Annotated in this window: 26 protein-coding genes; 23 read left to right on the top strand and 3 right to left on the bottom strand. The window is 37.6% G+C overall.

Features of this window, described 5'->3' with window-relative positions; genetic code table 11:
- Positions 1 to 8 precede the first annotated feature (8 nt).
- From fliS to hpf, 4 genes are all read left to right on the top strand, one after another.
- Complete coding sequence (gene fliS, locus MHI57_RS12085) at positions 9 to 407, top strand: flagellar export chaperone FliS (RefSeq protein ID WP_340976507.1); 399 nt, start codon at positions 9 to 11, stop codon at positions 405 to 407.
- Positions 404 to 754: a hypothetical protein gene (locus MHI57_RS12080; RefSeq protein ID WP_251162128.1), complete on the top strand. Its 351-nt coding sequence runs from the start codon at positions 404 to 406 to the stop codon at positions 752 to 754. The genes fliS and MHI57_RS12080 overlap by 4 nt, the downstream gene beginning before the upstream one ends.
- A 51-nt stretch (positions 755 to 805) precedes the next feature.
- A complete protein-coding gene (locus MHI57_RS12075; protein ID WP_095371837.1) occupies positions 806 to 1,141 on the top strand; it encodes a hypothetical protein in 336 nt (111 codons plus the stop codon).
- A gap of 151 nt (positions 1,142 to 1,292) precedes the next feature.
- The gene (gene hpf, locus MHI57_RS12070) at positions 1,293 to 1,841 is read left to right on the top strand and encodes a ribosome hibernation-promoting factor, HPF/YfiA family (RefSeq protein WP_095371838.1); all 549 of its coding nucleotides are present in this window, start codon (positions 1,293 to 1,295) and stop codon (positions 1,839 to 1,841) included.
- Positions 1,842 to 1,969: 128 nt separating this feature from the next.
- Here the strand turns inward: hpf and MHI57_RS12065 are convergent, their stop codons facing one another.
- On the bottom strand, positions 1,970 to 2,617 hold the full coding sequence (locus MHI57_RS12065) for a GntR family transcriptional regulator (protein WP_095371839.1): 648 nt from the start codon (positions 2,615 to 2,617) through the stop codon (positions 1,970 to 1,972).
- A 214-nt stretch (positions 2,618 to 2,831) separates the two neighbouring features.
- Between MHI57_RS12065 and MHI57_RS12060 the strand changes: the two genes are divergently transcribed.
- The 7 genes from MHI57_RS12060 to MHI57_RS12030 are packed head-to-tail and all read left to right on the top strand — an operon-like array spanning position 2,832 to position 9,683.
- Positions 2,832 to 3,806, top strand: a complete 975-nt coding sequence (locus tag MHI57_RS12060; protein ID WP_328198148.1) for a metallophosphoesterase family protein — start codon at positions 2,832 to 2,834, stop codon at positions 3,804 to 3,806.
- Positions 3,803 to 4,588: a tyrosine-protein phosphatase gene (locus MHI57_RS12055; RefSeq protein ID WP_095371841.1), complete on the top strand. Its 786-nt coding sequence runs from the start codon at positions 3,803 to 3,805 to the stop codon at positions 4,586 to 4,588. The genes MHI57_RS12060 and MHI57_RS12055 overlap by 4 nt, the downstream gene beginning before the upstream one ends.
- 22 nt (positions 4,589 to 4,610) lie before the next feature.
- The gene (locus MHI57_RS12050; protein ID WP_307319379.1) at positions 4,611 to 5,435 is read left to right on the top strand and encodes a metallophosphoesterase family protein; all 825 of its coding nucleotides are present in this window, start codon (positions 4,611 to 4,613) and stop codon (positions 5,433 to 5,435) included.
- An 18-nt stretch (positions 5,436 to 5,453) separates the two neighbouring features.
- Positions 5,454 to 6,779 carry an ABC transporter substrate-binding protein gene (locus MHI57_RS12045; protein ID WP_340976503.1) on the top strand — a complete coding sequence of 442 codons (1,326 nt, stop codon included), beginning with the start codon at positions 5,454 to 5,456 and terminating at the stop codon, positions 6,777 to 6,779.
- A gap of 24 nt (positions 6,780 to 6,803) precedes the next feature.
- A complete protein-coding gene (locus MHI57_RS12040; protein WP_095373598.1) occupies positions 6,804 to 7,766 on the top strand; it encodes a carbohydrate ABC transporter permease in 963 nt (320 codons plus the stop codon).
- Between the two features lie 13 nt (positions 7,767 to 7,779).
- Positions 7,780 to 8,595 carry a carbohydrate ABC transporter permease gene (locus MHI57_RS12035; RefSeq protein ID WP_328198144.1) on the top strand — a complete coding sequence of 272 codons (816 nt, stop codon included), beginning with the start codon at positions 7,780 to 7,782 and terminating at the stop codon, positions 8,593 to 8,595.
- Positions 8,596 to 8,615: 20 nt separating this feature from the next.
- Positions 8,616 to 9,683 (top strand): ABC transporter ATP-binding protein, encoded by a 1,068-nt coding sequence (locus MHI57_RS12030; protein ID WP_340976501.1) that lies wholly within the window; start codon positions 8,616 to 8,618, stop codon positions 9,681 to 9,683.
- A gap of 244 nt (positions 9,684 to 9,927) precedes the next feature.
- Here MHI57_RS12030 and MHI57_RS12025 read toward each other — a convergent pair whose 3' ends face one another.
- The gene (locus MHI57_RS12025) at positions 9,928 to 10,353 is read right to left on the bottom strand and encodes a VOC family protein (protein ID WP_307319557.1); all 426 of its coding nucleotides are present in this window, start codon (positions 10,351 to 10,353) and stop codon (positions 9,928 to 9,930) included.
- Positions 10,354 to 10,773: 420 nt separating this feature from the next.
- Positions 10,774 to 11,079, bottom strand: coding sequence for a YkvA family protein (locus MHI57_RS12020; RefSeq protein ID WP_095371847.1), 306 nt, complete (start codon positions 11,077 to 11,079; stop codon positions 10,774 to 10,776).
- Between the two features lie 350 nt (positions 11,080 to 11,429).
- Here MHI57_RS12020 and MHI57_RS12015 point away from each other — a divergent pair, with 350 nt between their 5' ends.
- The 12 genes from MHI57_RS12015 to MHI57_RS11960 all read left to right on the top strand — a co-directional run bounded on the left by MHI57_RS12015 (position 11,430) and on the right by MHI57_RS11960 (position 24,985).
- On the top strand, positions 11,430 to 12,497 hold the full coding sequence (locus tag MHI57_RS12015; protein ID WP_340976497.1) for a YecA family protein: 1,068 nt from the start codon (positions 11,430 to 11,432) through the stop codon (positions 12,495 to 12,497).
- A gap of 190 nt (positions 12,498 to 12,687) precedes the next feature.
- Complete coding sequence (secA, locus tag MHI57_RS12010; protein WP_307319552.1) at positions 12,688 to 15,213, top strand: preprotein translocase subunit SecA; 2,526 nt, start codon at positions 12,688 to 12,690, stop codon at positions 15,211 to 15,213.
- Positions 15,214 to 15,343: 130 nt separating this feature from the next.
- A protein-coding gene (prfB, locus tag MHI57_RS12005) for a peptide chain release factor 2 (RefSeq protein ID WP_157733891.1) occupies positions 15,344 to 16,454 on the top strand; the annotation gives its coding sequence in 2 pieces (ribosomal slippage) (positions 15,344 to 15,415 and positions 15,417 to 16,454; 1,110 coding nt in all).
- Positions 16,455 to 16,638: 184 nt separating this feature from the next.
- Positions 16,639 to 16,941, top strand: a complete 303-nt coding sequence (locus tag MHI57_RS12000; RefSeq protein ID WP_340976495.1) for a hypothetical protein — start codon at positions 16,639 to 16,641, stop codon at positions 16,939 to 16,941.
- Positions 16,922 to 17,089 carry a hypothetical protein gene (locus MHI57_RS11995; RefSeq protein WP_340976493.1) on the top strand — a complete coding sequence of 56 codons (168 nt, stop codon included), beginning with the start codon at positions 16,922 to 16,924 and terminating at the stop codon, positions 17,087 to 17,089. The genes MHI57_RS12000 and MHI57_RS11995 overlap by 20 nt, the downstream gene beginning before the upstream one ends.
- Before the next feature lie 87 nt (positions 17,090 to 17,176).
- Positions 17,177 to 17,881, top strand: coding sequence for a hypothetical protein (locus tag MHI57_RS11990; RefSeq protein WP_340976492.1), 705 nt, complete (start codon positions 17,177 to 17,179; stop codon positions 17,879 to 17,881).
- Between the two features lie 521 nt (positions 17,882 to 18,402).
- A complete protein-coding gene (locus MHI57_RS11985; protein ID WP_095371852.1) occupies positions 18,403 to 19,278 on the top strand; it encodes a YitT family protein in 876 nt (291 codons plus the stop codon).
- A 56-nt stretch (positions 19,279 to 19,334) separates the two neighbouring features.
- The gene (cccB, locus tag MHI57_RS11980) at positions 19,335 to 19,688 is read left to right on the top strand and encodes a cytochrome c551 (RefSeq protein ID WP_095371853.1); all 354 of its coding nucleotides are present in this window, start codon (positions 19,335 to 19,337) and stop codon (positions 19,686 to 19,688) included.
- A 526-nt stretch (positions 19,689 to 20,214) separates the two neighbouring features.
- Positions 20,215 to 20,901 (top strand): cell division ATP-binding protein FtsE, encoded by a 687-nt coding sequence (ftsE, locus tag MHI57_RS11975; protein WP_095371854.1) that lies wholly within the window; start codon positions 20,215 to 20,217, stop codon positions 20,899 to 20,901.
- Complete coding sequence (gene ftsX / locus MHI57_RS11970) at positions 20,891 to 21,784, top strand: permease-like cell division protein FtsX (RefSeq protein WP_095371855.1); 894 nt, start codon at positions 20,891 to 20,893, stop codon at positions 21,782 to 21,784. Before ftsE ends, ftsX begins: the two co-directional genes overlap by 11 nt.
- Before the next feature lie 91 nt (positions 21,785 to 21,875).
- Positions 21,876 to 23,258, top strand: a complete 1,383-nt coding sequence (locus MHI57_RS11965) for a murein hydrolase activator EnvC family protein (RefSeq protein WP_307318912.1) — start codon at positions 21,876 to 21,878, stop codon at positions 23,256 to 23,258.
- A 290-nt stretch (positions 23,259 to 23,548) separates the two neighbouring features.
- Positions 23,549 to 24,985 carry a S41 family peptidase gene (locus MHI57_RS11960; protein ID WP_340976489.1) on the top strand — a complete coding sequence of 479 codons (1,437 nt, stop codon included), beginning with the start codon at positions 23,549 to 23,551 and terminating at the stop codon, positions 24,983 to 24,985.
- The last annotated feature ends 312 nt before the right edge of the window (positions 24,986 to 25,297 follow it).

The following is a 25,297-nucleotide window of genomic DNA, read 5'->3' as shown; positions in this document are numbered from 1 at the left end:
GTGAAAAGATGACAACCAACCCGTACCAAAAATATCAACAAACTTCTATTAATACAGCCACACCGGCAGAACTAACGATGATGCTTTACAACGGTTGTTTGAAGTTTATTAGCATTGCCAAGCAAGCAATGGAGCAAGGTGAAGTTGCAAAGCGCAATGAAAATATGCAGAAGGCGCAAAACATCATACAAGAATTTATGGTGACACTCAATCAAGAGGTTGAAATATCTAGTGATCTGCTACGAATCTATGATTATGTGTTGAGAACCTTAGTTGACGCCAATACACGCAATGATCTAACAGCCTTAAAAGAAGCGGAATCAATGATTATGGATCTTCGTAATACATGGAAAGAAATGATGTTAGCGCAGAAAAAACCCAAAATGGTAAGCAGTGAACAATCATGACAGCGACAACTGATTTGATCGTTTGTACGCGTGAGTTATTGCTTCATTTAAACCAAGGCTTACCTGAACATGAACGAGAAGCTTACATAAAGAAGACGGATGATTTGCTTGATCAACGATTTATTTTAATGAGACAAGTTGATTTTCAGTCAACAGAAGCTCAGAAGATGAAAGACGTGCTATTGAAGCAGGATCGCGCCATTAAACAATTATTAGATCAGCACCAGCAAATCATTAAGGATGATATCAAAAGATTGAAGGTGCAGAAAGTAAAGAGTAAGCAATATGCGAATCCGTATGAAGCTGTTGGGATGAGCGACGGTGTTTTTTATGATAAACGAAATTAGGTGATGAAGTTGAAGGAGGAGCAGTATATTCTCCTAAGAGAGTATTGTTCTGTGTTAAATACACTAGAAGAAAGCTTTACCTATATTGTAGATAGCTTCACAGATTTAGATAAAGATGATGGTGATGCGCTTCTTTTTGAGGTTATTGATTCTTTTCCACAAATCAAAGCAGTGAACGAGCAATTACTGCATTTGTTTAAGGAAAACAGTGAAATGGTTCATATTATGCATGTGTTTGAAAAGGTGCAGGAACAAGCTGATCGACTGGAGCAAACCATCGGTAACGCGCCAGAAAAACAAGAAATATTACGTGAGCAATTTTTCCCTTTGTTTGCAGCTTGGCACCGAATGATAGACTATGAATTGCAACCTTATTTATTTTCTTAATTACGTTAAAAAGGTTTTAGCAGGACTTTTTACGGGTAACATAGAAATATAGAGTATAGTCTTATTTAAAGACTAGCTGATAAGGATTAGCTGAAGAAGGACAGGCTAAATCATCCTTATGACTCTTATAAAGAGAAGGAGGAGTTCACTTATGAATTTTAACATTCGGGGTGAAAACATTGAGGTAACTCCAGCAATCAGAGACTACGTCGAGAAGAAAATTATGAAGTTGGAAAGATATTTTACTGAAACTCCTAATGTAAATGTAAACGTAAACCTGAAAACCAATAATGATAAAACGTCAAAAGTTGAAGTAACGATTCCGATGACGAATCTTGTACTTCGAGCAGAAGAGGCTCATGCTGATATGTATGCAGCCATCGACTTAATCAACGACAAGTTGGAGAGACAGATTCGTAAACATAAAACGAAAGTCAATCGAAAATTCCGCGAAAAAGGCGGAATTAACGAATTATTCGCTACTTTTGAGGAGCCTGAAGAACACCCAGAAGAAGACAATGACTTAGAGGTCGTTCGCCAAAAGCACTTTGACCTTAAGCCAATGGACAGTGAAGAGGCCATTTTACAAATGAACATGCTCGGCCATAGCTTCTTCGTCTTCACCAACGCAGCCACAAGCTTAACAAACGTTGTATACAAACGAAAAGATGGGCGCTACGGACTCATCGAAGCGCAATAATATAAAAGGAAGCAGGTAGGTGCTATGGCACTGCCTGCTTTTTTCATGTGCGAAGAGAAGTTGATGCCACAGAAGATAAATACTAGCAGAACATTAATATGTCTTCCCTTCGTAAGTCATGCAAGTATTCATATAGCTCCCATTATTAAGATACGTTCTCTAATTTGAGCTCGCCATTCTTTTAGTAGTTCTTTTGTTTGTTCGTATTCCTTTGCTTCAATGGATAGGTAAAGTGCTTCATTATAATGAGCACCAGAAAAAATCCGTTTTTCTGGGTAAAGCAAGTAACTGGCCATAGAACCAATGATGATTTTGTCCATATGCTGATCCATAATTTGAAGCATGATTTGGTTTTGTCCAGCAGCTATGATTTGTCTTATGAATTGTAATGAGTGAGTCGCATAAGAGAAATAACGATCGTTCTCTTTATCTAGTAGTTGTTGCTCTAAATGTTCATTTAAAAGTGATAAATTAAATGAATAAAGCGGATTTGTTTCTACCTTTTCAAGCGCATACATTTGATGGGTGAAAATGACTTCGAACATATCTAGTATCTCTTTAGATGATACTTCCTTCACCATCACACCTCTATTTTTTAAGGAGATCACTAACCCTTCTAGTTCAAGTTTAGCAATCGCATTAGAGATGGGTGTTCGACTCATAGCTAATTCCTCTGATAATTTATATATGGATAGTAGGCTTCCCGGTAGGTATTCGCAAGTAAGAATTTTCGTTCGAATGGTGTGATAAGCGGTATCTATTAAAGATTTTGTCATTGTCCTAATTCCTCTCTGTCTAAATCCATTAATTGAACATCCTATGATTATACAATTATAGCGATGATTTCCTAAGAATACATCATGTAACCTTTGAATTTACACTAAATTTAAAAAATTCACCAAACTCATAAAATGATTCATGTTAGATTAACATCTTATTAACATGCTAGTTGTATACTTCAGTTGTATTTAAATAAAGGAGGACAACTGGATGCATGTTATAGATCAAAAAAAGCTTGGGACGCAACATTATTTTAAAGAAGATTTTTCTAAGAATGGTAAGAGACCTTGGTTTGGAGACATGTCCACTCACCTTGAAAATGATTTTTCGTTTGCAGTTGTTGGTGATCGCTGTGGGATTACAACACCAGGCATTTTTGAGAAAGGTTTGCAGGTGGTAAAAGGCCTTAATCCTGATTTTGTCCTTTCAGTAGGTGATTTCATTGAAGGTTATTGGGATCAAGAGGAAGCGGCCCATGGAGAGTGGGACTATATTGATCAGTTAATTAAAGAGGTAGACATCCCATTTTATTTAACAGTTGGTAACCATGACTATGGAAATGACACTATGGTTAAAGTTTGGCGTGAGCGAAAAGGTTTTGAGTATTACGCTTTTCGATTAAATGATTATTTATTTTTAGTGCTGAATACAGAGGAAAATCCTTTAGGTATGCCTGAATCTTTTGTAAAGAGTTTTAGGGATATTACCAATCAAGTAGTTGAAAATCCAGCAAAAGCTAGAGGGTACATTGAAGAATTCTTCGGACAAATGACTGAAGGGGCTTCGGAGGAAGATATTGAGAAGGGTAACTTACCTCATATTTCAGATGAGCAATTACAGTTTTTTGCTGAAGTGTTACATGAAAATAATGATGTGAAACATACTTTTGTATTTATGCATAAGCCAGCTTGGAAAACGAAGGATCCTAAGTTCAGCCAATTTGAGAATATGCTTGAATCAAGAATGTATACGATGTTTGCAGGACACCTTCATCAATTGGAAGTAACGAAAAAAAATAACAGAAATTATATTCAAATGGGTCGTACGGGTGCATGTTGGCACGGTGATAGTGTTGGATCGATCGATCATATTCTTTTTGTAACAGTAAAAAATGGCGAAGTTGGTTTTCAAGTTATCGAACTAGATGGTGTCAGTGATTTGGAAAAGTATGAGGTGAATCAATGACAACAACTGGACTTTATTCACAAACTGTTCCCCTAAAAGGGGCTCTGAATTTTCGTGATATGGGAGGGCTCGTTACCGTAGATGGTCGAAAAGTACGAAGCGGCATCATATATAGAGCGGGAGATTTAAGTGGATTAACGACAGATGATATTGCTCAACTGTCTAAACAAAAGATTAAATATATATTTGACTATCGTAGAGAAGATGAAGCAAATGAAAAACCTGATCCGGAAATTGGTAGTGCCAAGCTTTTACGAGTACCGGTAATCGCTGAGGATAATATCGCCGAGCAAGTATCGAAAGTAAAGAAAAAAGAAGATGTATTCAAACACTATACTAAAGAAACATTTTTAACACTCTATTCTACTTTTCCGGTTCGAAATGCTTCTTACCAAGCTTTGATGAATTTATTAAAAGAACCAGAGAAAAACTTGCCGCTAATCCATCATTGTGCTGGAGGAAGGGATCGAACAGGTATAGGCGCTATGATTATTTTACTTACACTCGGTGTGCCATTTTCAACTGTGATGGAAGATTACCTTTATTCTAATGTTGCTTTAGCCACCTTTCATGAGCAAATGTTTCTGCAGGCAGAAGCAGCACTTGTGGAAGAGGAGTTCTTGCAATTAAAAGCAGCCTTTTTATTGCAAGAAGAATATTTACTTGCAACTAAATCTGCTATAGAAGAAATATACGGCGATTTTGACACTTATTTGTACCTAGAGTTTGGAATAACAAATGAAATAAGGAAAAAAATAAAAGATTTCTGCTTGCAAGAGTAATTTTCTAAAGGGGGAAATGAACATGGATAAATTAAGGTTTGCTCATTTATCGGATACACATATTCTAAGAGAATATAAAGGCAGTTTAATTGAAACATTAACAGGTGTTGACAATAATCCAACTGAAACGTTGAAAGGAATATTACAAGCAATCACACAAGATGAAAAAGCGCCAGATTTCATTTTAATTAGTGGGGACCTTGTTCACGAAGGGACAGTTGAAGATTATGCTTTCTTAGCTAAATTACTAGAAGATCATATCATAGATATTCCTTATTATTTAGCTTTAGGGAATCATGATGTGACAGAAGCTTACTGGGAAGGTATAGGCAACGTAAAAGGAGAGAAGCGGGACTTATTTTACGAAGCAATTATTCAAGGCTATCGCCTAATCGTACTAGATTCTAGCTATGATCATAGTGGAAAAGGTGTAGTGAGTGAGGAACAACTACAATGGTTAAAGGAGACATTAGCTCAGCCTGCCCCTAATGGTTCGATTGTTGTTGTCCATCATCCATTGGAAGCTGGACATGTGGTCGATGGCCATAGCTTATCGAATTCAGCAGAGGTATTGGCTATTATAAAAAATACCGATGTCAAACTAGTTCTTAGTGGTCATACTCATCAGAATAAAGTAACTACCTATGAAAATATTCTATTATCTACTGCGGGAGGAACTTCTTTTAGTATGGAAATTGGTCAAGAATTAGCTTCGTTTAATAATCGTACGGGCTATAGCATATGTACATTAGGCGAAAATGGTGCAAGTGTAGAACAAGTTAGGTACCCAGATAAGTTTGATACATTTTTATCAGTAGAATTGAAGCAGATGCTTCAGCATTCTTAAGTGAAGGGGGAGAGGTAAATGGTTAAATTAAAAAGTAAGAGGCTCTTTATTATGCTCATTCTATTGTTAGGTATCGCTTCAGTGTTAAGTGCTTGTAGCTCTTCTGACGCTTCAACCGTCTCACAGGAAATGGGAGAATTAGACCCAGAGAATCCTACAAAGATAACTTTTTATTCTTATAGTTTAGCTGCTCCAACAATGAAAGAGGGTATGGAACATCTAATTAATGAGTTCAATGACACAATTGGAAAAGAAAAGGGTGTCATTGTTGAAGGGGTTGCTGATGCCTCTTATCAACAGTTTAAGGCAGATATTGCGGCTGGAAAAGCGGTTGATATTGTTCAACATACTTTTTCAACATTAGATAATTCAAGAGAAACTCTCGGATTCCAAGCTTATGAAGATGTGTTTCCAGCAGAAGAATTAAACAATCATTTCAATGGCATTTCAGATAATGCATTGAGTTTAGGGAAAATTGATGGAAAGACATATGGGTTGGCATTTACATTTAGCACACCGATTGTTTTTATGAATGGAAAATTATTCGAAGAAGCAGGCTTAGATCCAACAAAGCCACCACAAACGTGGGAAGAGGTTAAGGAATATTCACTTAAAATAAATGAAGCGACAGGCAAAGATGGCTTTGCGTTAGCACCGGATAATGGTTGGACAACTGAAGGTGTGATATTAAGTAATGGAGGCAAAGTACTTTCTGATGATCGTAAGGAAGCGCAATTCGCAAATCAAGAAAGTATTGAAGCGATTGAAATGTGGAAGGATCTCTATCAAAACGGTGCCCATGCAGTTGGGAGTGATACGGAGTTACCCGAGCAATTTATGGCTGGTAATCTAGGAATGTACATTACTTCTACTGCATTGCATAGCGGATTTAAAAATGCTTCCGAAGCAGGTGGCTGGGAACTTTACGGCGCTGGTTTACCATCATTCGGAAACAATCCGTCTGTACCAGTGAACTCTGGAAGTGTTTTAGCTGTTAGACCAGATAATGATGTGAAAAAGGCAGCGGTGTGGGAGTTTATTAAATATGTTACTGGTAATGAAGGCTATACAATTATAACTTCTGAGGTAGGCTATTTACCGCTCAGAACAGAGTTAGCTGATGATCCCAATTATTTAAAAGGATTTATTGACGAAAATCCATTATATAAAATCAACTTGGAGCAATTGAAAAACATCCAACCAGCAGTAATTTGGCCAGCGGAATATGCAACTGAAATGTCCAATATATTTAGAGATGCGATTGTTCAATCGGTTTCAACGGATGCAGATGTAGAAAAAACTTTAAAAGCAGCAGAAGAAGAAATTAACCAATTAATACAATAGGTGTTCATGAGAGAAGGGAATCTTATGAGTGAGGTAAAAAGCATAATCGTATCAGAGCAAGGAAAAAAAGTGAACGGGCAGAAAAACAGACGTGTTGCTCGTTCACTTATAAAATGGAAACCTTATTTATTTTTACTACCTGCAATTCTTTTATTAGGGGTTTGGATGTATAAACCGTTACTATCTACTTTTGTTTTAGCCTTTCAAAAGTGGAGTATGGTCCCAGGCACAGAACCTATTGCAGTAGGGTTAGATAATTTTATTCGCTTGTTCCAAACTAAGGACTTCGTTCAATCTATTGAAAATACAGTTTTTTATACAGTGGGTATACTACCTTTCTCTATCATCATTCCAATGCTTTTAGCTGTAGCAACAAATGGGTTAAATGGCAGAGTGAAAAATGTGTATCGGGCAATGTTTTTCATCCCAATGATATTGGCACCAGTAACTGTAGGGGCAATCTGGAGATGGCTCTTTCATCCTGCCAATGGATTAGTCAATATTACATTACAAAAACTTGGAATCACCGATGCAAACATCTCTTTCTTTACTGATCCAGTCTATGCGAAATGGCTCATTCTTTTGATGACAGGATGGGGCTTGATTGGATTTAGTACGATTATTTTCTCTGCAGCATTGACCAATATTAACAGAGATTATTTCGAAGCAGCAGCTTTAGATGGTGCGACGAAATGGAAGCAATTAATGACGATCACTATTCCTTTATTGTCACCAACAATATTGTTTATGCTCACAATGAGTATTCTATTTTCTAGTCAATTTACCTTCGCTTATATTGATATTTTAACAGCAGGCGGTCCGTTCGGTACGTCAACGAATATTTATTATGAGATGTATAAATATGGATTCAGTAACTTAAATGCAGGATTAAGTTCAGCAGCCGCGACGTTATTTTTTATTGTATTTGCGATCATTGCTATCGGTTTAAATGTGTTAACGAAAAAATTTGCATTCTATGATAATTAAGGGAGTAAAAGTGATGAAACGGATAAAATCAGTAACGGTACTTCAGCATTTTCTATTAATAATGATGAGTATCATCGCTATTTTCCCACTATATTGGATGATTATCTCTTCATTTAAAAATGAATCTGAAATTTTCACAAGTTCTTTTATACCACAGGCACCAACATGGCAAAATTATCTATATGCATTCGCAGAAATGCCTATCATACAAATGTTATTTAACTCATTTGTAGTTGCTACTTTAATGACGATTTTGCAGTTGTCAACCAGTTTATTAGCGGGGTATGCATTAGTCCGATGGAGTTTTAAAGGGAAACTTTTAATTTTTACATTACTTAGCTTAACTTGGCTGATTCCTTTTCAAGCGGTAATGATTCCAAACTATGTGTTGATTAATCAAATAGGCTTAAATGAAAATCCATTAGGTATTGTCTTACCATTCGCTGCATCAACCTTTGCTATTTTATCAATCTATCAAAGTTTTAAGTCATTTCCTACTGCACTAATTGATGCGGCAAGGTTAGATGGAGAGTCTGACCTCGGTATTTTATTAAGAATTATCCTTCCAAATATTCGTTCGACCGTCATTTCATTGGGCATTATTCTTTTTATTAATGCTTGGAATGAGTATTTATGGCCAATGTTAGTGACGAAAGAAATGGAGAATGCACCCATTCAAATTGGATTGAAGTCTTTTGTCAATTCGGATGTGAATATGTGGGGATCACTGATGGCAGCTACAACTATCTCATGTATACCGATATTACTTATCTACTTATTTTTACAAAAACATATCGTTGACTCTTTTGTTCGATTTGGCATCAAATAAATAAGCTGGAGGCGTAAATTATGGGGAGTATCAAAGTTGAACAAATGAAGAAATCTTTCGGTCAAAAAGAAATACTAAAAGGAATCGATGTTGATATACCAGATGGATCCTTTGCCATTTTACTAGGTCCTTCAGGATGCGGTAAGTCAACGCTATTGCGTATGATTGCTGGTTTAGAAGAACCGACAAGTGGGTCTATTTTTATTAATGACCAAAATATTACCTATAGCGAGCCTAAAGACCGTGATATCGGCATGGTTTTTCAAAATTATGCATTGTATCCGCATATGACAGTATTTAAGAACATTGAATACGGATTAAAAATAAAAAAAATAGAGAAAAACAAACGTCTGATCATGGTAAATAAAGTGATTGAGATGGTGGAGTTAACAGAACACTCTAATAAGCGTCCAGGTGAGTTATCAGGGGGGCAAAGGCAAAGGGTGGCGTTAGCGAGGGCTATTGTTAAAAGGCCGCACGCGTTTCTAATGGACGAGCCTTTGTCCAACTTGGATGCAAAACTGAGGAATCAAATGAGACAAGAACTTATTGAATTACAAAAAGAATTACAAACTACCTTTCTTTATGTCACACATGACCAAATTGAAGCGATGTCAATGGGGTCATATATCATTATTATGAACAATGGTCATATCATGCAAAAAGGGACACCGAAGGAGATCTATACAAATCCAGCCAATCTATTCGTAGCACAATTTATCGGCTCACCCCCTACAAATATATTGTCTTATGGTGATTATTCCATCGGTATCCGACCAGAAAATATGAGTATGAAGGAAGATGACCTTAATGTGAATGCTGATTATGTATTAACAGGTGCCGTTGTTTCTACTGAACATTTAGGTGGAGAATCTATCTATTGTCTTACAACGGATTGGGGGAAAGTTTTTGTAAAAGGTGAGTCCACTTGGCAAACACCTACTAAAGAATCCCTAATCGCATTTTCAAAAGAAGATGTCTTGGTATTTGATAAGAGTGGGGAAAGAGTGAGAGATGTTAATTTGGTAGAAAATCTTTTAGCAGATATGAAGGTAAGTAATAATAGAAGAGAACCAGTAGTTTTATAACAGGTATGCGCAATTCCAGGTAGGAGATTGCGCTTTTTTTAAGTTTTGTAGGGGCCACCGGGAATTATTCATTTGACGAATCGATTTTTTCTGGTGCTTCTTTTATTTGTGCCCCCATAGTAAAATTTCGACGTTTGTTGTATAGCTCACAACCTTTGCTAAATATCGCTTATTTTAGGATACATGATCAAAAAGCTGAATAAACAAAAGCCCCTTCTAAAGTAGAAGAAAGGGCTGATTTACATTAGTCTTGCGGAAGAGCTGAAACTTGCCACTCTACTCCATATTTATCAGTTACTTGTCCATATGATGGGCTCCAAAACGTTTCTTGTAGAGGCATTGTAACTTTCCCCTCTTTAGACAATTTCTCAAATATTTGTTTTGATGAATCCACTGAATCGATTTGAATGGCAATGGTTACTTGATTTCCAATCGTATAAGGAGTTCCAGGAAAATTATCGGAAAGCATCATAGTGGTATTGCCTACTTTAAATTGAGCATTCAATACACGGTCCTGTGCTTCACTTGGAAGTGGGTGATCCGGATCCTCTGGCATCTCTCCAAATGTTTGCAACGAAATAAGCTCTGCGTTAAAGACATCAACATAAAATTGCACTGCTTCTTTTCCATTTCCGTTTGTTACTACATAAGGGTTTACTGCTACAATCATTTTTAGCACCTCATCGTCTCATTTTTTTACCACAGAATATTTATTTGTATACCTTGTATCAAACTTTATTTCTATATTTCTACTAAAACAGATTTACACCTTCTATTTCGTAAAAAAAAGAGAAGCATTAAAGCTCTCTCTTAACTTCATACTTTAGATAATCCGAAAATAGTGTTAATAAGTACCCTCTACCATAGCCTTTATCTGCCTGGGAAAATCAACAGGCATAAGTTTCTTTAGATTCCCCTTCATAGGAGATTACGAAAGGAATATTCTTTCAAAAGTCACTTCGACTTCACTTCTTACCGACAGCCTTGAGTAAACAAGATTTTTGCTTCAATAGCTTACATTGATTCATTGTCTTAATTAAACGCAAAAAAAGCCCTCAACAAGAACAGAGGGCAATCCACATATAAGCATTTATTTCTTCACGGGTTTCTGGTTGTCATCCAAGAGCTTCGAGTACTTCAGTTTCAACCGGTCCGGTGCATATTTAACCATGCTTTGGAGGATAAAGGTTGTGAAGAGTACATCATCTGTGATACCGATGATATAAAGAAAGTCTGGAATGAGATCTATTGGAATGAGAATATAGGCAATCGATACGCCTACAGGAAGTAGTTTCTTCCATAAAGGAATATCTTTAGCTGCTAAGTATTCAAAGAAAAAAGGAATGAATCTCCAGAAGGTTAGGACAAACCCAACACGTTTAAAGAATTTCTTCATCTTCCTCTTCCTTTCCGAGTGTTGTCTGTTATTTCCCTCATCATACCTGTTGAGACGATTATTGACAATCTAAATGCTGTTTATGTTCATTACCCCTACTCTTTAGAAGATATCCTTTACTCTATCAGTTGAATTATACTGAATCATTCCATCTTTTCTAATTTTCTATTAAATGACCTTAGCCCTAGATTAATGTTAGTATAGAATAGCGATAATTTTGTAGGTTAGCCGGGGGCACTTATTGTGAGTCGGCTTTTAGTTGAGTTGGTATATCCGCGATCAACGAAAGTAGATAACTAATCATATATAATAGAACAAGCTGTTCCTAGGTGATGAGAGGAGAATGAAATATGCAAACAGCTGTGAAAATTAATCGAAATGACCCTTGTCCTTGTGGCAGTGGAAAAAAATACAAAAAATGCTGTGCGAAAAAGGAAACAATTACTATTACAGAACTCATTGATAATGAAGTGAGCGAGTTACAAAAAGAATTACGTATTTTTGCGTATCAAAGATATGGTAACGCCATTAGAAGTGAGTATCAACAACTAATGGAAAAATTGGAAGATACCGATAAAGATGACGCGGAATTTTTCGAATTTATGATGCCTTTCTGGTATATTCCGTTTAAAACGGTTGAAGACGGTGAAACGATTCTTCATAAGTTTATTGAACATAAAGAATCAGCTGTCTTAAGACCAAGATTACAAGAAATTCTACAATCTTGGAAAGTGGCAATCCCGGTAGCTGGGAAAGTGATTGGACTTGATGATAGAGACCTACATTTTGTAGATACACTGACAAATGAATCGTATACAGTCGTATTAGATGAAGCAATGAATGATTTTTCTGAAGGTTGGTTTGCTTTCGGTGTATTATTCCCATATGAGGACAAATATACCGCTTTCCCTTGCTTATTCGAAGTATCAGAAGGAAAAGCAGCAGATTATGAAGGTTATCTAAAAGATGATTTTGCAGCGATCGGAAATAATCATGCTATCCAATATCTCGAAGATCATTTCTTGGAGCTCATGCATCGCCTTCCAGAGGCAGCAGCAAGTGTAGATATGGATGCTTATGAATGGCCAACCGAAGGGGCTAAACAAGTGGCAGAGCAATTTGAAAAAGATATGACTACAGCGGGAGAATCGCAATGGGTCATTAACTTCGGTGTAGGTGTGTGGGTAGAATACATTAAACAAACGAATAAACGTATTCAAAAAGCAGAAAATTATATTGCTGCACTACGTTATTTTGTTTATGAACAGTCAGGTGTCGAATCAAGTATGACACAAAAAGAGCTTGGGGAAAAATACGGGCTAACAGCTGGCCGCGTATCCACTTACTATAGGGATATTCAGAGCCAAGTAGCTGCATTTATTGACGATATTTTTAATAAAACAAAGCAAGATATTTAAATGGGAGAGAAGCTAGTAATGAATCTAGCTTCTTTCTTTATTATTTCGCCGCCCTATATGACAAAAATTACACCCTCACACCTGACAAAAGTTGTCTCTACCCATGCGAAGTGGTATCATTAATACCATATATCATTGTTTCAGGATGACACATTAAATAGACATCTCCAATAGATAAAGGAGCGTTTGTATGCTTGGGATTTTAAATAAGGTTTTTGATGTGAATAAACGTGAATTAAAACGCCTAACGAAAACGGCGGAACAAATAGAAGCATTAGCTTCGAAGATGGAAGCGCTGAGTGATGAACACTTAAAAGCGAAAACGGGTGAGTTCAAAGAGCGTCATCAAAAAGGTGAATCGCTTGATGATTTACTAGTAGAAGCATTTGCTGTGGTAAGAGAAGCGTCAAGACGTGTGTTTGGCTTATACCCTTATCCCGTACAGTTAATGGGTGGGGCAGCACTTCATGATGGCAATATATCTGAAATGAAAACCGGTGAAGGTAAAACTTTAACTTCGACGATGCCGGTTTATTTAAATGCGATTTCAGGAAAAGGTGTACATGTTGTAACAGTCAATGAATACTTAGTGACTCGTGATGCTACTGAAATGGGACAACTATATGATTTCCTTGGACTAACTGTTGGTTTGAACTTAAATGGTATGTCTAAAGAGGAAAAACAAGCAGCCTATGCAGCTGATATTACTTATAGTACAAACAATGAATTAGGTTTTGATTATTTACGAGACAATATGGTGCTTTATAAAGAGCAAAAAGTGCAACGGCCGTTAAATTTTGCAGTTATTGATGAGGTTGACTCGATTTTAATTGATGAAGCGCGTACACCATTAATTATTTCTGGATCCGCACAAAAATCAACGAAACTTTATTTACAAGCGAATGCCTTTGTTAGCCGCTTAAAGGTAGAGGAAGACTTCACTTACGATGAAAAAACAAAAGGTGTGCAATTAACGGAAGAAGGGATGACAAAGGCCGAGAAAGCTTTTGGCATTGAAAATTTGTTTGATGTTTCTCATGTTTCTTTGAATCACCATATTACGCAAGCGCTAAAGGCACACACAAGTATGCATAAAGATGTGGACTACGTTGTACAAGAAGGCGAAATTGTGATTGTCGACCAATTCACTGGCCGTCTCATGAAAGGTCGTCGTTATAGTGATGGTCTTCACCAATCAATTGAAGCGAAGGAAGGCTTAGAAATTCAGAATGAAAGTATGACCCTTGCTTCCATTACATTCCAGAACTACTTCCGTATGTATGAGAAATTATCAGGTATGACAGGTACAGCAAAAACAGAAGAAGAGGAATTCCGTAACATTTACAATATGAATGTCATTGCAATTCCGACAAACCGTCCTGTTGCACGTGATGATCGTTCTGATTTAATTTATGCAACGGTGGATGGAAAATATCGTGCTTTAGTGGAAGACATAGCAGAACGCCATAAAAATGGGCAACCAGTCCTTGTTGGTACAGTTGCCATTGAAACGTCTGAAATTATCTCAAAATACTTAACGAAAAAAGGGATTCCGCATAATGTCTTGAATGCGAAAAACCATGGTCGTGAAGCAGATATTATTTTAGATGCTGGTAAGTCTGGCGCCGTTACGATTGCTACAAATATGGCTGGTCGTGGTACTGATATCAAACTTGGTGAAGGTGTCAAAGAAGTTGGCGGCTTAGCTGTTATCGGTACAGAGCGACATGAAAGTCGTCGAATTGATAACCAGCTCCGTGGTCGTTCTGGTCGTCAAGGTGATCCTGGTGTCACCCAGTTCTATTTATCAATGGAAGATGAATTAATGCGTCGTTTTGGCTCGGATAATATGAAAAACATGATGTCGAAGCTCGGCATGGATGATTCGCAACCGATTCAAAGTAAAATGGTTTCACGTGCAGTTGAATCCGCCCAAAAACGTGTAGAAGGAAATAACTTCGACGCACGTAAACAATTGCTTTCATATGATGATGTTTTGCGTCAGCAACGTGAGATTATTTATACACAAAGAAATGAAGTGCTTGATTCAGAGAACTTAAGAGAAATTGTCGAGCGTATGGTTCATAGCGTCTTAACACGGAACGTCCACGCTTTTGCTTCACAAACAGAAGAAGATGGTGACGATGAATGGAACTATGAAGGATTAATTGATTACGTTAAAGGAAATCTTCTTCCAGAAGGAACGGTTACGGTGGAAGATATTCGCAGAAAAGAAGCGGATGAAGTAATCGATCATATTTGGGATAAAATCATTGCCTTCTATAATGAAAAAGAAGAAAAAATGCAAAGTGAACAAATGCGCGAATTCGAAAAAGTAATTATGCTTCGTGCTGTTGATACAAAATGGATTGATCATATTGATGCCATGGATCAACTTCGTCAAGGGATTCACCTGCGTGCGTATGGACAAATTGATCCACTGCGCGAATATCAAAAAGAAGGATTCCACATGTTTGAAATGATGATTGCTGCTATTGAAGAAGATGTAGCGAAATATGTGATGAAAGCAGAAATTCGTGACAATCTTCAACGTCAAGAAGTAGCAAAAGGCCAAGCTGTCAACCCGAAAGAAAGTGAAGACGGTAAACAGAAGAAGAAAAAGCCTGTTGTCAAACAAATGGATGTTGGTCGTAATGATCCATGTATTTGCGGCAGTGGAAAAAAATATAAAAACTGCTGTGGTGCAAAAGGTTAACAATATCTGAATAAGAGCCGGCAAAAACCTGTTTATAAGGGTCGCTGCCGGCTTTTTACACGAAGTGTTTCACTTTGCCGGGAGAAGTTATATAATATAAAGGTTAAAAATATGTGTAGAGGTGACCAAGATGGAATTAGCAGAGATTCGTCATGAGTTAGAGAAAACAGCTAAAATTTTAGCGGACTTTAGGGGGTCTCTTTGACTTAGAAAACAAAGAGGCACGTATTGCAGAACTTGATAACGAGATGCTTCATCCTAGTTTTTGGGATGATCAACAAGCCGCACAAGTAGTGATCAATGAGTCCAATGCATTAAAAGAACAAGTCAATGAGTTCAATGATTTAAATGAGACGTTCGAGAATCTCGAATTAACATATGAATTAGTAAAAGAAGAAGCAGATGCAGAGCTACAAGAAGAGCTTGAAACGGAGATCGTCGCTTTATCTAAGCGTTTAGCTGATTTTGAGCTGCAATTGCTTTTAAGTGAAGAATACGATAAAAATAACGCGATTTTAGAACTTCATCCAGGTGCTGGTGGTACAGAGTCTCAGGACTGGGGTTCGATGTTATTACGTATGTACACTCGTTGGGCAGAGAAAAAAGGATTTAAAGTAGAAACATTAGATTACCTGCCAGGTGACGAAGCGGGAATTAAGAGCGTAACATTGTCTATTAAAGGACATAATGCATACGGCTATTTAAAAGCGGAGAAAGGCGTTCATCGACTCGTACGTATTTCGCCATTTGATTCTTCTGGCCGTCGCCATACTTCCTTCGTATCTTGTGAAGTAATGCCAGAATTCAACGATGAAATTGAAATTGATATCCGGACAGAGGATTTGAAAATTGATACGTACCGTGCCAGTGGAGCAGGTGGACAGCATATCAATACAACGGATTCAGCGGTAAGGATTACGCACTTACCGACAAATGTCGTTGTTACATGCCAGTCAGAACGTTCCCAAATTAAAAACCGCGAACAAGCAATGAAAATGTTGAAAGCGAAACTTTACCAAAAGAAAATCGAAGAACAAGAGCAAGAATTACTAGAGATCCGTGGAGAACAAAAAGAAATTGGTTGGGGAAGCCAAATTCGTTCCTACGTCTTCCACCCATACTCTATGGTCAAAGACCACCGTACGAACACCGAATCAGGCAATGTACAAGGCGTCATGGACGGAGACCTAGACATCTTCATCAACGCTTACCTACGCTCTAAATTGAGCTTAGGTGAATAAGAAGGAAAGCAGCGTCCGCAATGGAGGACGTTGCTTTTCTTATATTGGTGATAGTTTTATGTTGGAAACGAGGTTTGGTAAGTGGGGCAGAAGTGAGGGGGGATGAACGCTATGTGAAGCGGGGTTTGTGAGTCACTTGGAAAGAAGAAGGGGAATGAGAATGAGAGCTTTGTAAAGTGGATTAGTGAGCCGCTCAGCAGGAAAATTGGGAAAGAGAGCTTCGCAAATTGGAATTGTGAGTCACTTAGCAGGAAAAATGGAAATGAGGGCTTCGCAAATTGGAACTGTGAGTCGCTCAGAAAGAAAACCGAAAATGAGAGCTTCACAACCTGGAACTGTGAGTCACTCAGAAAGAAAACCGAAGCTGAGAGCTTCGCAAACAGGAATAGCAAGTCACTCAGAAGAGAGAACTGAAGCTGAGAGCTTCGCAAACAGGAATAGCAAGTCACTCAGAAAGAGAACTGAAAATGAGAGCTTTGCAAACTGAATTAGTAAGTCACTCAGCAGGAAAATTGGAAATGAGAGCTTCACAAACTGGAATTGTGAGTCACTCAGAAAGAGAACCGAAAATGAGGACTTCACAAACTGGATTAGTAAGTCACTCAGAAAGAAAACCGAAAATGAGAGCTTCATAACCTGGAACTGTGAGTCACTCAGAAATAAAACCGAAGCTGAGAGCTTCACAAACAGGAATAGCAAGTCACTCAGCAAGAGAACCGAAAATGAGAGCTTCACAAACTGGAACTGTGAGTCACTCAGAAAGAAAAAGGAAGATGAGAGCTTCACAAACTGGAACTGTGAGTCACTCAGAAAGAAAAAGGAAGATGAGAGCTTCGCAAACTGGAATAGCAAGTCACTCAGAAAGAGAACCGAAAATGAGAGGTTCGCAAACAGAAATAGCAAGTCACTCAGCAAGAGAACCGAAAATGAGAGCTTCACAAACTGGATTAGTTAGTCACTCAGCAGGAAAATTGGAAATGAGAGCTTCACAAACTGGAATTGTGAGTCACTCAGAAAGAGAACCGAAAATGAGGACTTCACAAACTGGATTAGTAAGTCACTCAGAAAGAGAACCGAAAATGAGAGCTTCGCAAACAGGAATAGCAAGTCACTCAGAAAGAGAACTGAAAATGAGAGCTTCGCAAACTGGATTAGTAAGTCACTCAGCAGGAAAATTGGAAATGAGAGCTTCACAAACTGGAATTGTGAGTCACTCAGAAAGAGAACCGAAGCTGAGAGCTTCACAAACAGAAATAGCAAGTCACTCAGAAAGAGAACCGAAGCTGAGAGCTTCACAAACAGGAATAGCAAGTCACTCAGAAAGAGAACTGAAGCTGAGGGCTTCACAAACAGGAATAGTAAGTCACTCAGAAAGAGAACCGAAGCTGAGAGCTTCACAAACAGAAATAGCAAGTCACTCAAAATGAAAATCAGAAGTGGAAGCACAGCTACCGTATCCCTTGAAAGGTTTTCACATCTATGTTGAGGAAGAACAATTAGCGCATCCAGTCAAGAAGATTCCACAATGGAAAAAGGATTGAGTTTCTATACGAATTAGAATTATCCGGCTATTCATGGCTACAAAAAATCAAAAAATACAACTAGCTGAAACCAAGCAGCTCCCTTTAAAGTAAGCCTCTCCTTACACCCACCACATGTATCCCTAAAATAAATCTAAATAGAGAACGTATAGTCTTCCCGCATAATCCCATCCACCACAACTCATAATAAAATTTATATCTTTGTTTATTTACCCCTTTAACACAGTAGTTGAATGTCATTTACATAGGATAAAAGCCATGCTATACTCACTCTCTGAAAAGACAAAGGTGATGAAAAGATTGAATTGTGTGCATTTACTCGTAATTGAGACGATTTCTTATTGCCTCGTGTCCTTTAGCAAATGAACATCATATAAGACTTGGCACTAAGGAGGCATTTTACGTAAATGAATACTCAAAAAGTAAATAAAAAGAAACGAAAGACAGGATCAGGGAACTCAAAGCTAGTTGAATACGTATTCGTATTGATTGGATCGGCACTTGTCGCTATCAGTTTTAACTTATTCTTACTACCAAATGAAGTGGCCTCAGGGGGAGTAAGCGGGATTAGTACAATATTGAAGGCAATTACAGGATGGGAGCCAGCTTATGTGCAGTGGGCACTAAACATTCCCCTATTTATTGCTGGCGTCATATTATTAGGTGGATCATTCGGTATTAAAACATTAGTAGGAACCATATTCCTTCCTTTCGTCGTTTTCTTAACAAAAGACTTGGAGCCTTGGACTATGGATCCGTTACTTGCCTCTTTGTTCGGTTGTATTGGTGTCGGTTTGGGTCTAGGTATTACTTTCCGCGGGAAGGCATCTACAGGTGGGACTGACTTAGCAGCTCAGATTATTCATAAATATACCGGATTATCTCTCGGTGTATGTGTGGCACTTATTGATGGATTGATTGTGATAGCAGCTGCTGTAGTGTTTGATATTGAAAAAGGTTTATATGCATTAATTGGCCTATATGTAACGAGTAAAACCATTGATATAGTTCAGGTTGGCCTTGGTAGGAAAAAAATGGCGCTTATTATTACTAACCGTCAAGATGAAGTTCGTGATGGAATTTTGAATAAAATTGATAGAGGTGTGACAAAACTATCAGCATACGGTGGATATACAGATCATGAACGTCCTGTTTTAATGTGTGTGGTTGATCAGACAGAGTTCACGAAATTGAAACAACTGGTTCAATCAATTGACCCATCTGCTTTTATCATTGTTAGCGATGCTTCAGAGGTACTTGGAGAGGGTTTTAAACGGGCGTAATATTGGTATAATTTCACTGTAATCTGTAAATTTTCCTATAAAGGGAGGTAAATGTAATGAAGAAAAAGCTTTTATCAATTCTTTTCGGCTCAGCTCTTGTTTTTTCACTCGCTGCATGTGGTGGCAATGATGAGGCAGGTGAAGACACTGCAACAGATGATAATACGAGTGGTGAAGAGTCAACAGCAGATGCGGGAGATGCACAAAAACTGTATGACAATAACTGTATGAGTTGTCATGGTGGCGATCTTTCAGGGGGCGCTGGACCTGCGCTAGATAAAATCGGTGCTAACTACTCTGCTGATGAAATTCACGATATTATTATCAACGGTAAAGGTGCAATGCCTGGCGGACTCTTGAATGAAGAAGAAGCAAATACAGTTGCTGAATGGCTTGCAGCTAAAAAGTAATAAAAGAGAAAAATCGCGCTCACTCACAGCGCGTTTTTTCTTTGGGAAAAATAAAGAAAAATCGACAAATGTGTCATTACCTTAGGGTGAAAAACGTCACTAGCATATCCAGTCAACAATAGAGCTGCTTACATAATATTAAACGGAAAATTGCGACAAAAGAAAGGTCTAATTATCTAATATTGGAAAATAATTCTATTATAATTCCTCAAAAGTAGACATATTTACCTATAATATTACTGTGTTGAAAAGAAAATGTAATAATTTTATGCGTTATTTTGACAATATATGATGTTATAATGGGTGAAGTAAACGTAAGAAATGTTGTTTGATCCCTCGAGTCAATGGTTTTTAGAAGAAGATGTCAGTTTATGTCGATTAAATGCATCTTTATCATTCACACACCGCAATTGCCCCGCCTAAGGAAAAGAAACCCACTTTAACTGATGATTATTTTATAAAAAATAATTGGGTTAGGCTTGCGCAATTTTTACTAAAAATAAACTCCGGATATAAGGTGATCTACATGTTAGAAATGAAAAATGTATATAAAAAATATAAAAATGGTGTTACTGCAACAAATGGCATTGACGTGAAGATCGACCAAGGTGAGTTTGTCTATATCGTTGGTCCAAGTGGTGCAGGTAAATCTACATTTATAAAAATGATGTATCGAGAAGAAAAGCCAACAAGCGGTACAATCACTTTAAATGGAATAGATATGGGTTCATTAAAGAACAGTAAAGTTCCACTCATTAGGCGTAATATCGGAGTTGTCTTCCAGGACTTTAAGTTGCTACCGAAGTTGAATGTATATGAAAATGTAGCGTATACACTTGAAGTTATTGAAGAGAATCCGAAAAATATAAAGAAAAAAGTAATGGATACATTAGATTTAGTTGGTTTGAAGCATAAGGTGCGCATGTTTCCAGATGAGCTTTCAGGTGGAGAGCAACAGCGTGTTTCCATCGCACGATCGATTGTCAATCAGCCTAAGTTGGTTATTGCCGATGAACCAACAGGAAACTTAGACCCTGATACATCTTGGGAAATCATGAATATCTTTGAGGAAATCAACACGAGAGGTACAACGGTTATCATGGCTACCCACAACAAAACGATCGTTAATACGATTAAGCATCGTGTCATAGCGATTGAGAGTGGCAGAATTGTCCGTGATGAGCAAAGAGGTGATTACGGATATGAAATCTAATACTTTTTTAAGGCATATAAGAGAAAGTTTCAAAAGCTTAGGTCGTAACGGTTGGATGACATTTGCTTCTGCAAGTGCCGTCACGGTTACATTGATTCTTGTTGGTGTATTCTTTGCCATTATGATGAACCTTAACCATATGGCTAGCAGTATTGAAAGTGATGTTGAGATTCGAGTTTATATTGACCGAACCGCAACAGAAGAAGATGCCACAGCATTAGAAGAGAAGATAGCTGCACTGCCGAAAGTTGATTCTGTGACATTCTCTGGGAAAGATGAAGAACTAGATAGTTTAATTAGTAGCTTAGGTGAAGAGGGAGAAGCGTTTAAGCTTTTCCAACAGGACAACCCATTAAATGATGTTTACGTTGTGCAAGCAAAAACACCAAGTGATACGATTCCATTAGCTGAGGAAATCGATGAAATGGAATTCACTGCTAACGTGAATTATGGACAAGGAACGGTTGAGAATTTATTTTCTACCATTAACTTTGGCCGTAATATAGGCATTATTTTAATTGTTGGTTTATTATTTACTGCTATGTTCTTAATCTCAAACACGATTAAAATCACTATCGTTTCAAGACGTCACGAAATTGAGATTATGAGATTAGTTGGGGCAACAAATTCCTTTATACGCTGGCCATTCTTTTTAGAAGGGTTATGGCTAGGGTTACTCGGTTCGATTATTCCTGTCGCCGCTGTAGGTACAGCTTATTATTACTTTTATGATTACGTATCGCCAAAACTTCAAGGACATTTTATTCAACTGTTAGAGGTAACACCATTTGTTTATCAAGTAGGTGCGATTCTCATACTATTAGGCGCAATTATTGGCGTTTGGGGAAGTTTAATGTCTGTTCGTAAGTTTTTGAAAATATAAGGATGCTTGAGCTGAGTTGGCATGAGATGCTGACTTCAGCTCTTTATACATATTTGCCACGGGGAGAAACATACGAGAGGGGAAAATGAAATTGAAGAAAAAGATGGTTACATTATCTTTAGCCGCAATGATGAGTGTTGGAACGGTTACGGCAACATTGCCAACGAATGCTTTTGCCGATAAGCTTGGTGATTTAGAAAGTCAAAGTGAAGAACTTAAGAAAGAGCAATCTAATATTGATTCGCAGATTGATAAGTCTCAAAAAGAGATTGAAAGATTAGTAGGCGAACAAGAGGATGCTAAGACTGCTGTAGAAAGACTAACGAAAGAAATCTCAGATGCAGAAGCGCAAATAGATGAGAAAAACAAAGAAATTGAAGCAAAGAAAGCAGAAATTAAAAAGCTTGAACAAGAAATAGAAGATTTAAAAGAACGTATTAAACAAAGAAATGAACTTTTAAAAGACCGAGCACGTTCGATGCAAGAATCAGGTGGAACAGTTAATTACATAGACGTATTACTTGGCGCACAAAGTTTCAGTGATTTTATTGGACGAGTTGGTGCAGTAGCAACAATTGTTGAAGCTGACCAAGAGATTGTAAGACAGCAAGAAGAAGATAAGAAATCACTAGAACAAAAACAAGCAAAAGTAAAAGAAGATTTAGCTTCGCTTGAAGGTATGCGTAAAGAATTAGAAAAAATGAAAGCAAATCTTGATAACCAGAAAAAAGAGAAGGCTAATCTTATTACAATCTTAAAAGAAGAAGAGGACCATCATCACGCTGAAAAAATAAGTGGTGAAGAAGAAAAAGAATTATTAGCTGCACAAGAGAAAGCTGTTGCAAAAGCAATACAGGCAGAAAAAGATCGTCAAGCTGAAGCAGCACGAAAAGCTGAAGAAGCGAGACAAGCCGAACTCGCAAGACAGGCGGAAGCAAAAAAAGCAGCTGAAGCAGCCAAATCAGCAAAACAAAATGCAGGTACAACTAGCAGTTCCGGCAACAGTGGTTCCGATAGTTCTTCAGAATCTAGTGGTGGACAAGAACAAGTACAAACACCACCTCCGTCAAGTGGAGATTGGATTCGTCCTTCAGCAGGTGTATTAACTTCAGGTTTAGGACAAAGATGGGGCTCATACCATGCTGGAATTGATCTAGCAGCTGCAGGAACAGTGCCTATTTATGCCGCAGCTGATGGTGTGGTCATTCAATCTTACCATTCATCTAGCTATGGTGAAGTCGTGTTTATTGCACATTCTATTAATGGACAAACGTATACAACGGTTTATGCACATATGAGAAGTGGCTCAAGATCTGTTAGTAATGGCCAAACGGTTTCACAAGGTCAACAAATTGGTTTAATGGGTAATACAGGACAATCGACAGGACAACATTTACACTTTGAATTGCATAAAGGTGGTTGGAACCAATCGAAATCCAACGCAATTAACCCAGTTGGAATTGTACCATTGTAAGAGAGGAGCTTTTAAAGCTTCTCTTTTTTCTTTTACCCATCGTACGATATATAAAACAATTTTAGCATAAAAATGGCTCTTTTGATACCTCGATCGAGGTGAAAAAGAGTCATTTTTCACTTTTTTGGATATTTAAAGACTTGTGTTGCCTTTTTTAAGAACAGGTAGGATATGACATCGAGCTTTCTTGGCTAACTTTATGGTTAAACAATTTCACAATCATAACTCGTCCTATTCATTCATATATTGATGAAAGAGCCACAGTTGCTTAAAGAAGGGACGGCGGTTAAGTGGGCAAAAAGAAAGTAGTCATATTAATGGTCATATCATTACTTGTGGGCGCGATAGGTTCCTATGCAGGCTTTCAATTAAAGTTAAATATATCGCAAACAAAACAGCTAGAAGAAATGGGAGGTAGTCAACAGCTTGCATCTGATTTGGAGAAAATGAACGCTGCTTATCAGCTCATTTACAAAAATTATGTTGAAGAAGTTGATGCACATAAGTTAACAGAAGGCGCGATTCAAGGGATGCTTACCACGTTAAATGATGATTATTCCGTTTATATGGATGAAAGTACAGCAAAACAATTTAGTGAAACACTCGATTCTTCATTTGAAGGAATTGGAGCCGAGGTTAGTTTAGTAGATGGTAAGATCATTATTGTATCTCCAGTAAAAAATTCACCAGCAGAGCAAGCTGGTTTGAAACCAAATGACCAAATCATCAAGATTGATGATGAAAGTGTTGAAGGCTTTAATTTATTGCAAGCGACCTTAAAGATAAAAGGAAAAAAAGGGACAAAAGTCAAATTGACCATTATGAGAGAAGGTTTGCAAAACCCGTTAGAAATAGAAATTGTTCGGGCAGAAATACCTCATATTACAGTCAATTCTGAAGTTATAATGCACGACAATGAAAAAGTTGGCTATGTTGAGATTACTTCTTTTGCAACAGATACAGCTAAGGAATTTAAGATTGCTCTCAAGGGCCTAGAAGAACAGGGAATGGACAGTTTGTTAATTGATGTACGAAATAACCCTGGTGGACTATTAAAAGTAGTTGACGAAATATTGGAAGAGTTGGTTACGAAGGATAAACCATATGTGCAGATAGAACAAAGAAACGGTGAAAGAATGATGAATTTCTCTCCTTTAGAAGAGAAGAAATCGTATCCTATCGGCGTTCTTATTGATAAGGGTAGTGCATCTGCCTCAGAAATATTAGCAGCAGCCCTCAAGGAAGCAGGTGATTATCCGTTAATTGGTACACAAACATTTGGTAAAGGAACAGTTCAACAACCTGTTCCAATGGGGGATGGCAGTAATATTAAATTGACCTTATATAAATGGCTTACACCTGACGGAAATTGGATTCATAAAAAAGGTGTCGCACCTACTTATGAAGTAAAACAATCTGAACTGTATGAGACTCACCCGATCCAAGTGGAGAAAACGTTAAAAACGGACATGAATAATGATCAAGTGAAGAATGCGCAATTCATATTAAAAAGCTTAGGTTATGCACCTGGTCGAGAGGATGGCTATTATAGTGCTGCAACTGCAACAGCAGTTAGAGCGTTTCAACATGCGGCCGGACTAACAGCAAACGGACAAATTGATGAAAAAACAGCCCAATCTCTTGAAAAAGAAGTCATTAAGCAAAGAAATAACCAGGACAATGATATGCAATTACAAACAGGCTTGCGTATTATGGCAAACCAATAGTGTTTACTCTATATATCAAAGCCGGACAAACTCAATGTTTGTTCGGCTTTTTAATGTGAGGTTGATGAAAAGGCTCCGGAATAAATGGGAAAATAGGAGAAATGTAGCAAATATAGAAGTGCCTGTATATGGTGGATGAACGAAAGCGAAAATCATCGCTTTTTGGGAATTGCGAGTTACTCAAATATAAAAAGGTAATAGCGTTAACGTGTCTTCAAGTTAAAAAACAGAAACGAGAAACAGCTCGGAAACTGCGCGATAGAAGAAACCCTTCTCCCATACGAAAGTAAATTCTAGCGGAAAGAGATTTTC

This window comes from Cytobacillus sp. FSL K6-0129, assembly GCF_038007625.1.
In the GTDB taxonomy this organism is placed as follows: domain Bacteria; phylum Bacillota; class Bacilli; order Bacillales; family Cytobacillaceae; genus Cytobacillus; species Cytobacillus kochii.
Note: the sequence above shows the minus strand (reverse complement) of the source record. Positions and strands in the feature narration are given on the sequence as shown.

What these genes read in the sequence shown, in the direction of transcription:
- MHI57_RS12020 (WP_095371847.1), bottom strand. Translation starts at nt 11,079, where the DNA reads ATGAAGAAATTCTTTAAACGTGTTGGGTTTGTCCTAACCTTCTGGAGA.
- MHI57_RS12030 (WP_340976501.1), top strand. Translation starts at nt 8,616, where the DNA reads ATGGGGAGTATCAAAGTTGAACAAATGAAGAAATCTTTCGGTCAAAAA.
- MHI57_RS11995 (WP_340976493.1), top strand. Translation starts at nt 16,922, where the DNA reads ATGAGAGCTTTGCAAACTGAATTAGTAAGTCACTCAGCAGGAAAATTG.
- MHI57_RS12065 (WP_095371839.1), bottom strand. Translation starts at nt 2,617, where the DNA reads ATGACAAAATCTTTAATAGATACCGCTTATCACACCATTCGAACGAAA.
- MHI57_RS12015 (WP_340976497.1), top strand. Translation starts at nt 11,430, where the DNA reads ATGCAAACAGCTGTGAAAATTAATCGAAATGACCCTTGTCCTTGTGGC.
- MHI57_RS12040 (WP_095373598.1), top strand. Translation starts at nt 6,804, where the DNA reads ATGAGTGAGGTAAAAAGCATAATCGTATCAGAGCAAGGAAAAAAAGTG.
- MHI57_RS12035 (WP_328198144.1), top strand. Translation starts at nt 7,780, where the DNA reads ATGAAACGGATAAAATCAGTAACGGTACTTCAGCATTTTCTATTAATA.
- cccB (WP_095371853.1), top strand. Translation starts at nt 19,335, where the DNA reads ATGAAGAAAAAGCTTTTATCAATTCTTTTCGGCTCAGCTCTTGTTTTT.
- secA (WP_307319552.1), top strand. Translation starts at nt 12,688, where the DNA reads ATGCTTGGGATTTTAAATAAGGTTTTTGATGTGAATAAACGTGAATTA.
- MHI57_RS11985 (WP_095371852.1), top strand. Translation starts at nt 18,403, where the DNA reads ATGAATACTCAAAAAGTAAATAAAAAGAAACGAAAGACAGGATCAGGG.
- hpf (WP_095371838.1), top strand. Translation starts at nt 1,293, where the DNA reads ATGAATTTTAACATTCGGGGTGAAAACATTGAGGTAACTCCAGCAATC.
- fliS (WP_340976507.1), top strand. Translation starts at nt 9, where the DNA reads ATGACAACCAACCCGTACCAAAAATATCAACAAACTTCTATTAATACA.
- MHI57_RS12055 (WP_095371841.1), top strand. Translation starts at nt 3,803, where the DNA reads ATGACAACAACTGGACTTTATTCACAAACTGTTCCCCTAAAAGGGGCT.
- MHI57_RS12025 (WP_307319557.1), bottom strand. Translation starts at nt 10,353, where the DNA reads ATGATTGTAGCAGTAAACCCTTATGTAGTAACAAACGGAAATGGAAAA.
- MHI57_RS12060 (WP_328198148.1), top strand. Translation starts at nt 2,832, where the DNA reads ATGCATGTTATAGATCAAAAAAAGCTTGGGACGCAACATTATTTTAAA.
- MHI57_RS12080 (WP_251162128.1), top strand. Translation starts at nt 404, where the DNA reads ATGACAGCGACAACTGATTTGATCGTTTGTACGCGTGAGTTATTGCTT.
- ftsE (WP_095371854.1), top strand. Translation starts at nt 20,215, where the DNA reads ATGTTAGAAATGAAAAATGTATATAAAAAATATAAAAATGGTGTTACT.
- MHI57_RS12050 (WP_307319379.1), top strand. Translation starts at nt 4,611, where the DNA reads ATGGATAAATTAAGGTTTGCTCATTTATCGGATACACATATTCTAAGA.
- ftsX (WP_095371855.1), top strand. Translation starts at nt 20,891, where the DNA reads ATGAAATCTAATACTTTTTTAAGGCATATAAGAGAAAGTTTCAAAAGC.
- MHI57_RS11990 (WP_340976492.1), top strand. Translation starts at nt 17,177, where the DNA reads ATGAGAGCTTCACAAACTGGAACTGTGAGTCACTCAGAAAGAAAAAGG.
- MHI57_RS12045 (WP_340976503.1), top strand. Translation starts at nt 5,454, where the DNA reads ATGGTTAAATTAAAAAGTAAGAGGCTCTTTATTATGCTCATTCTATTG.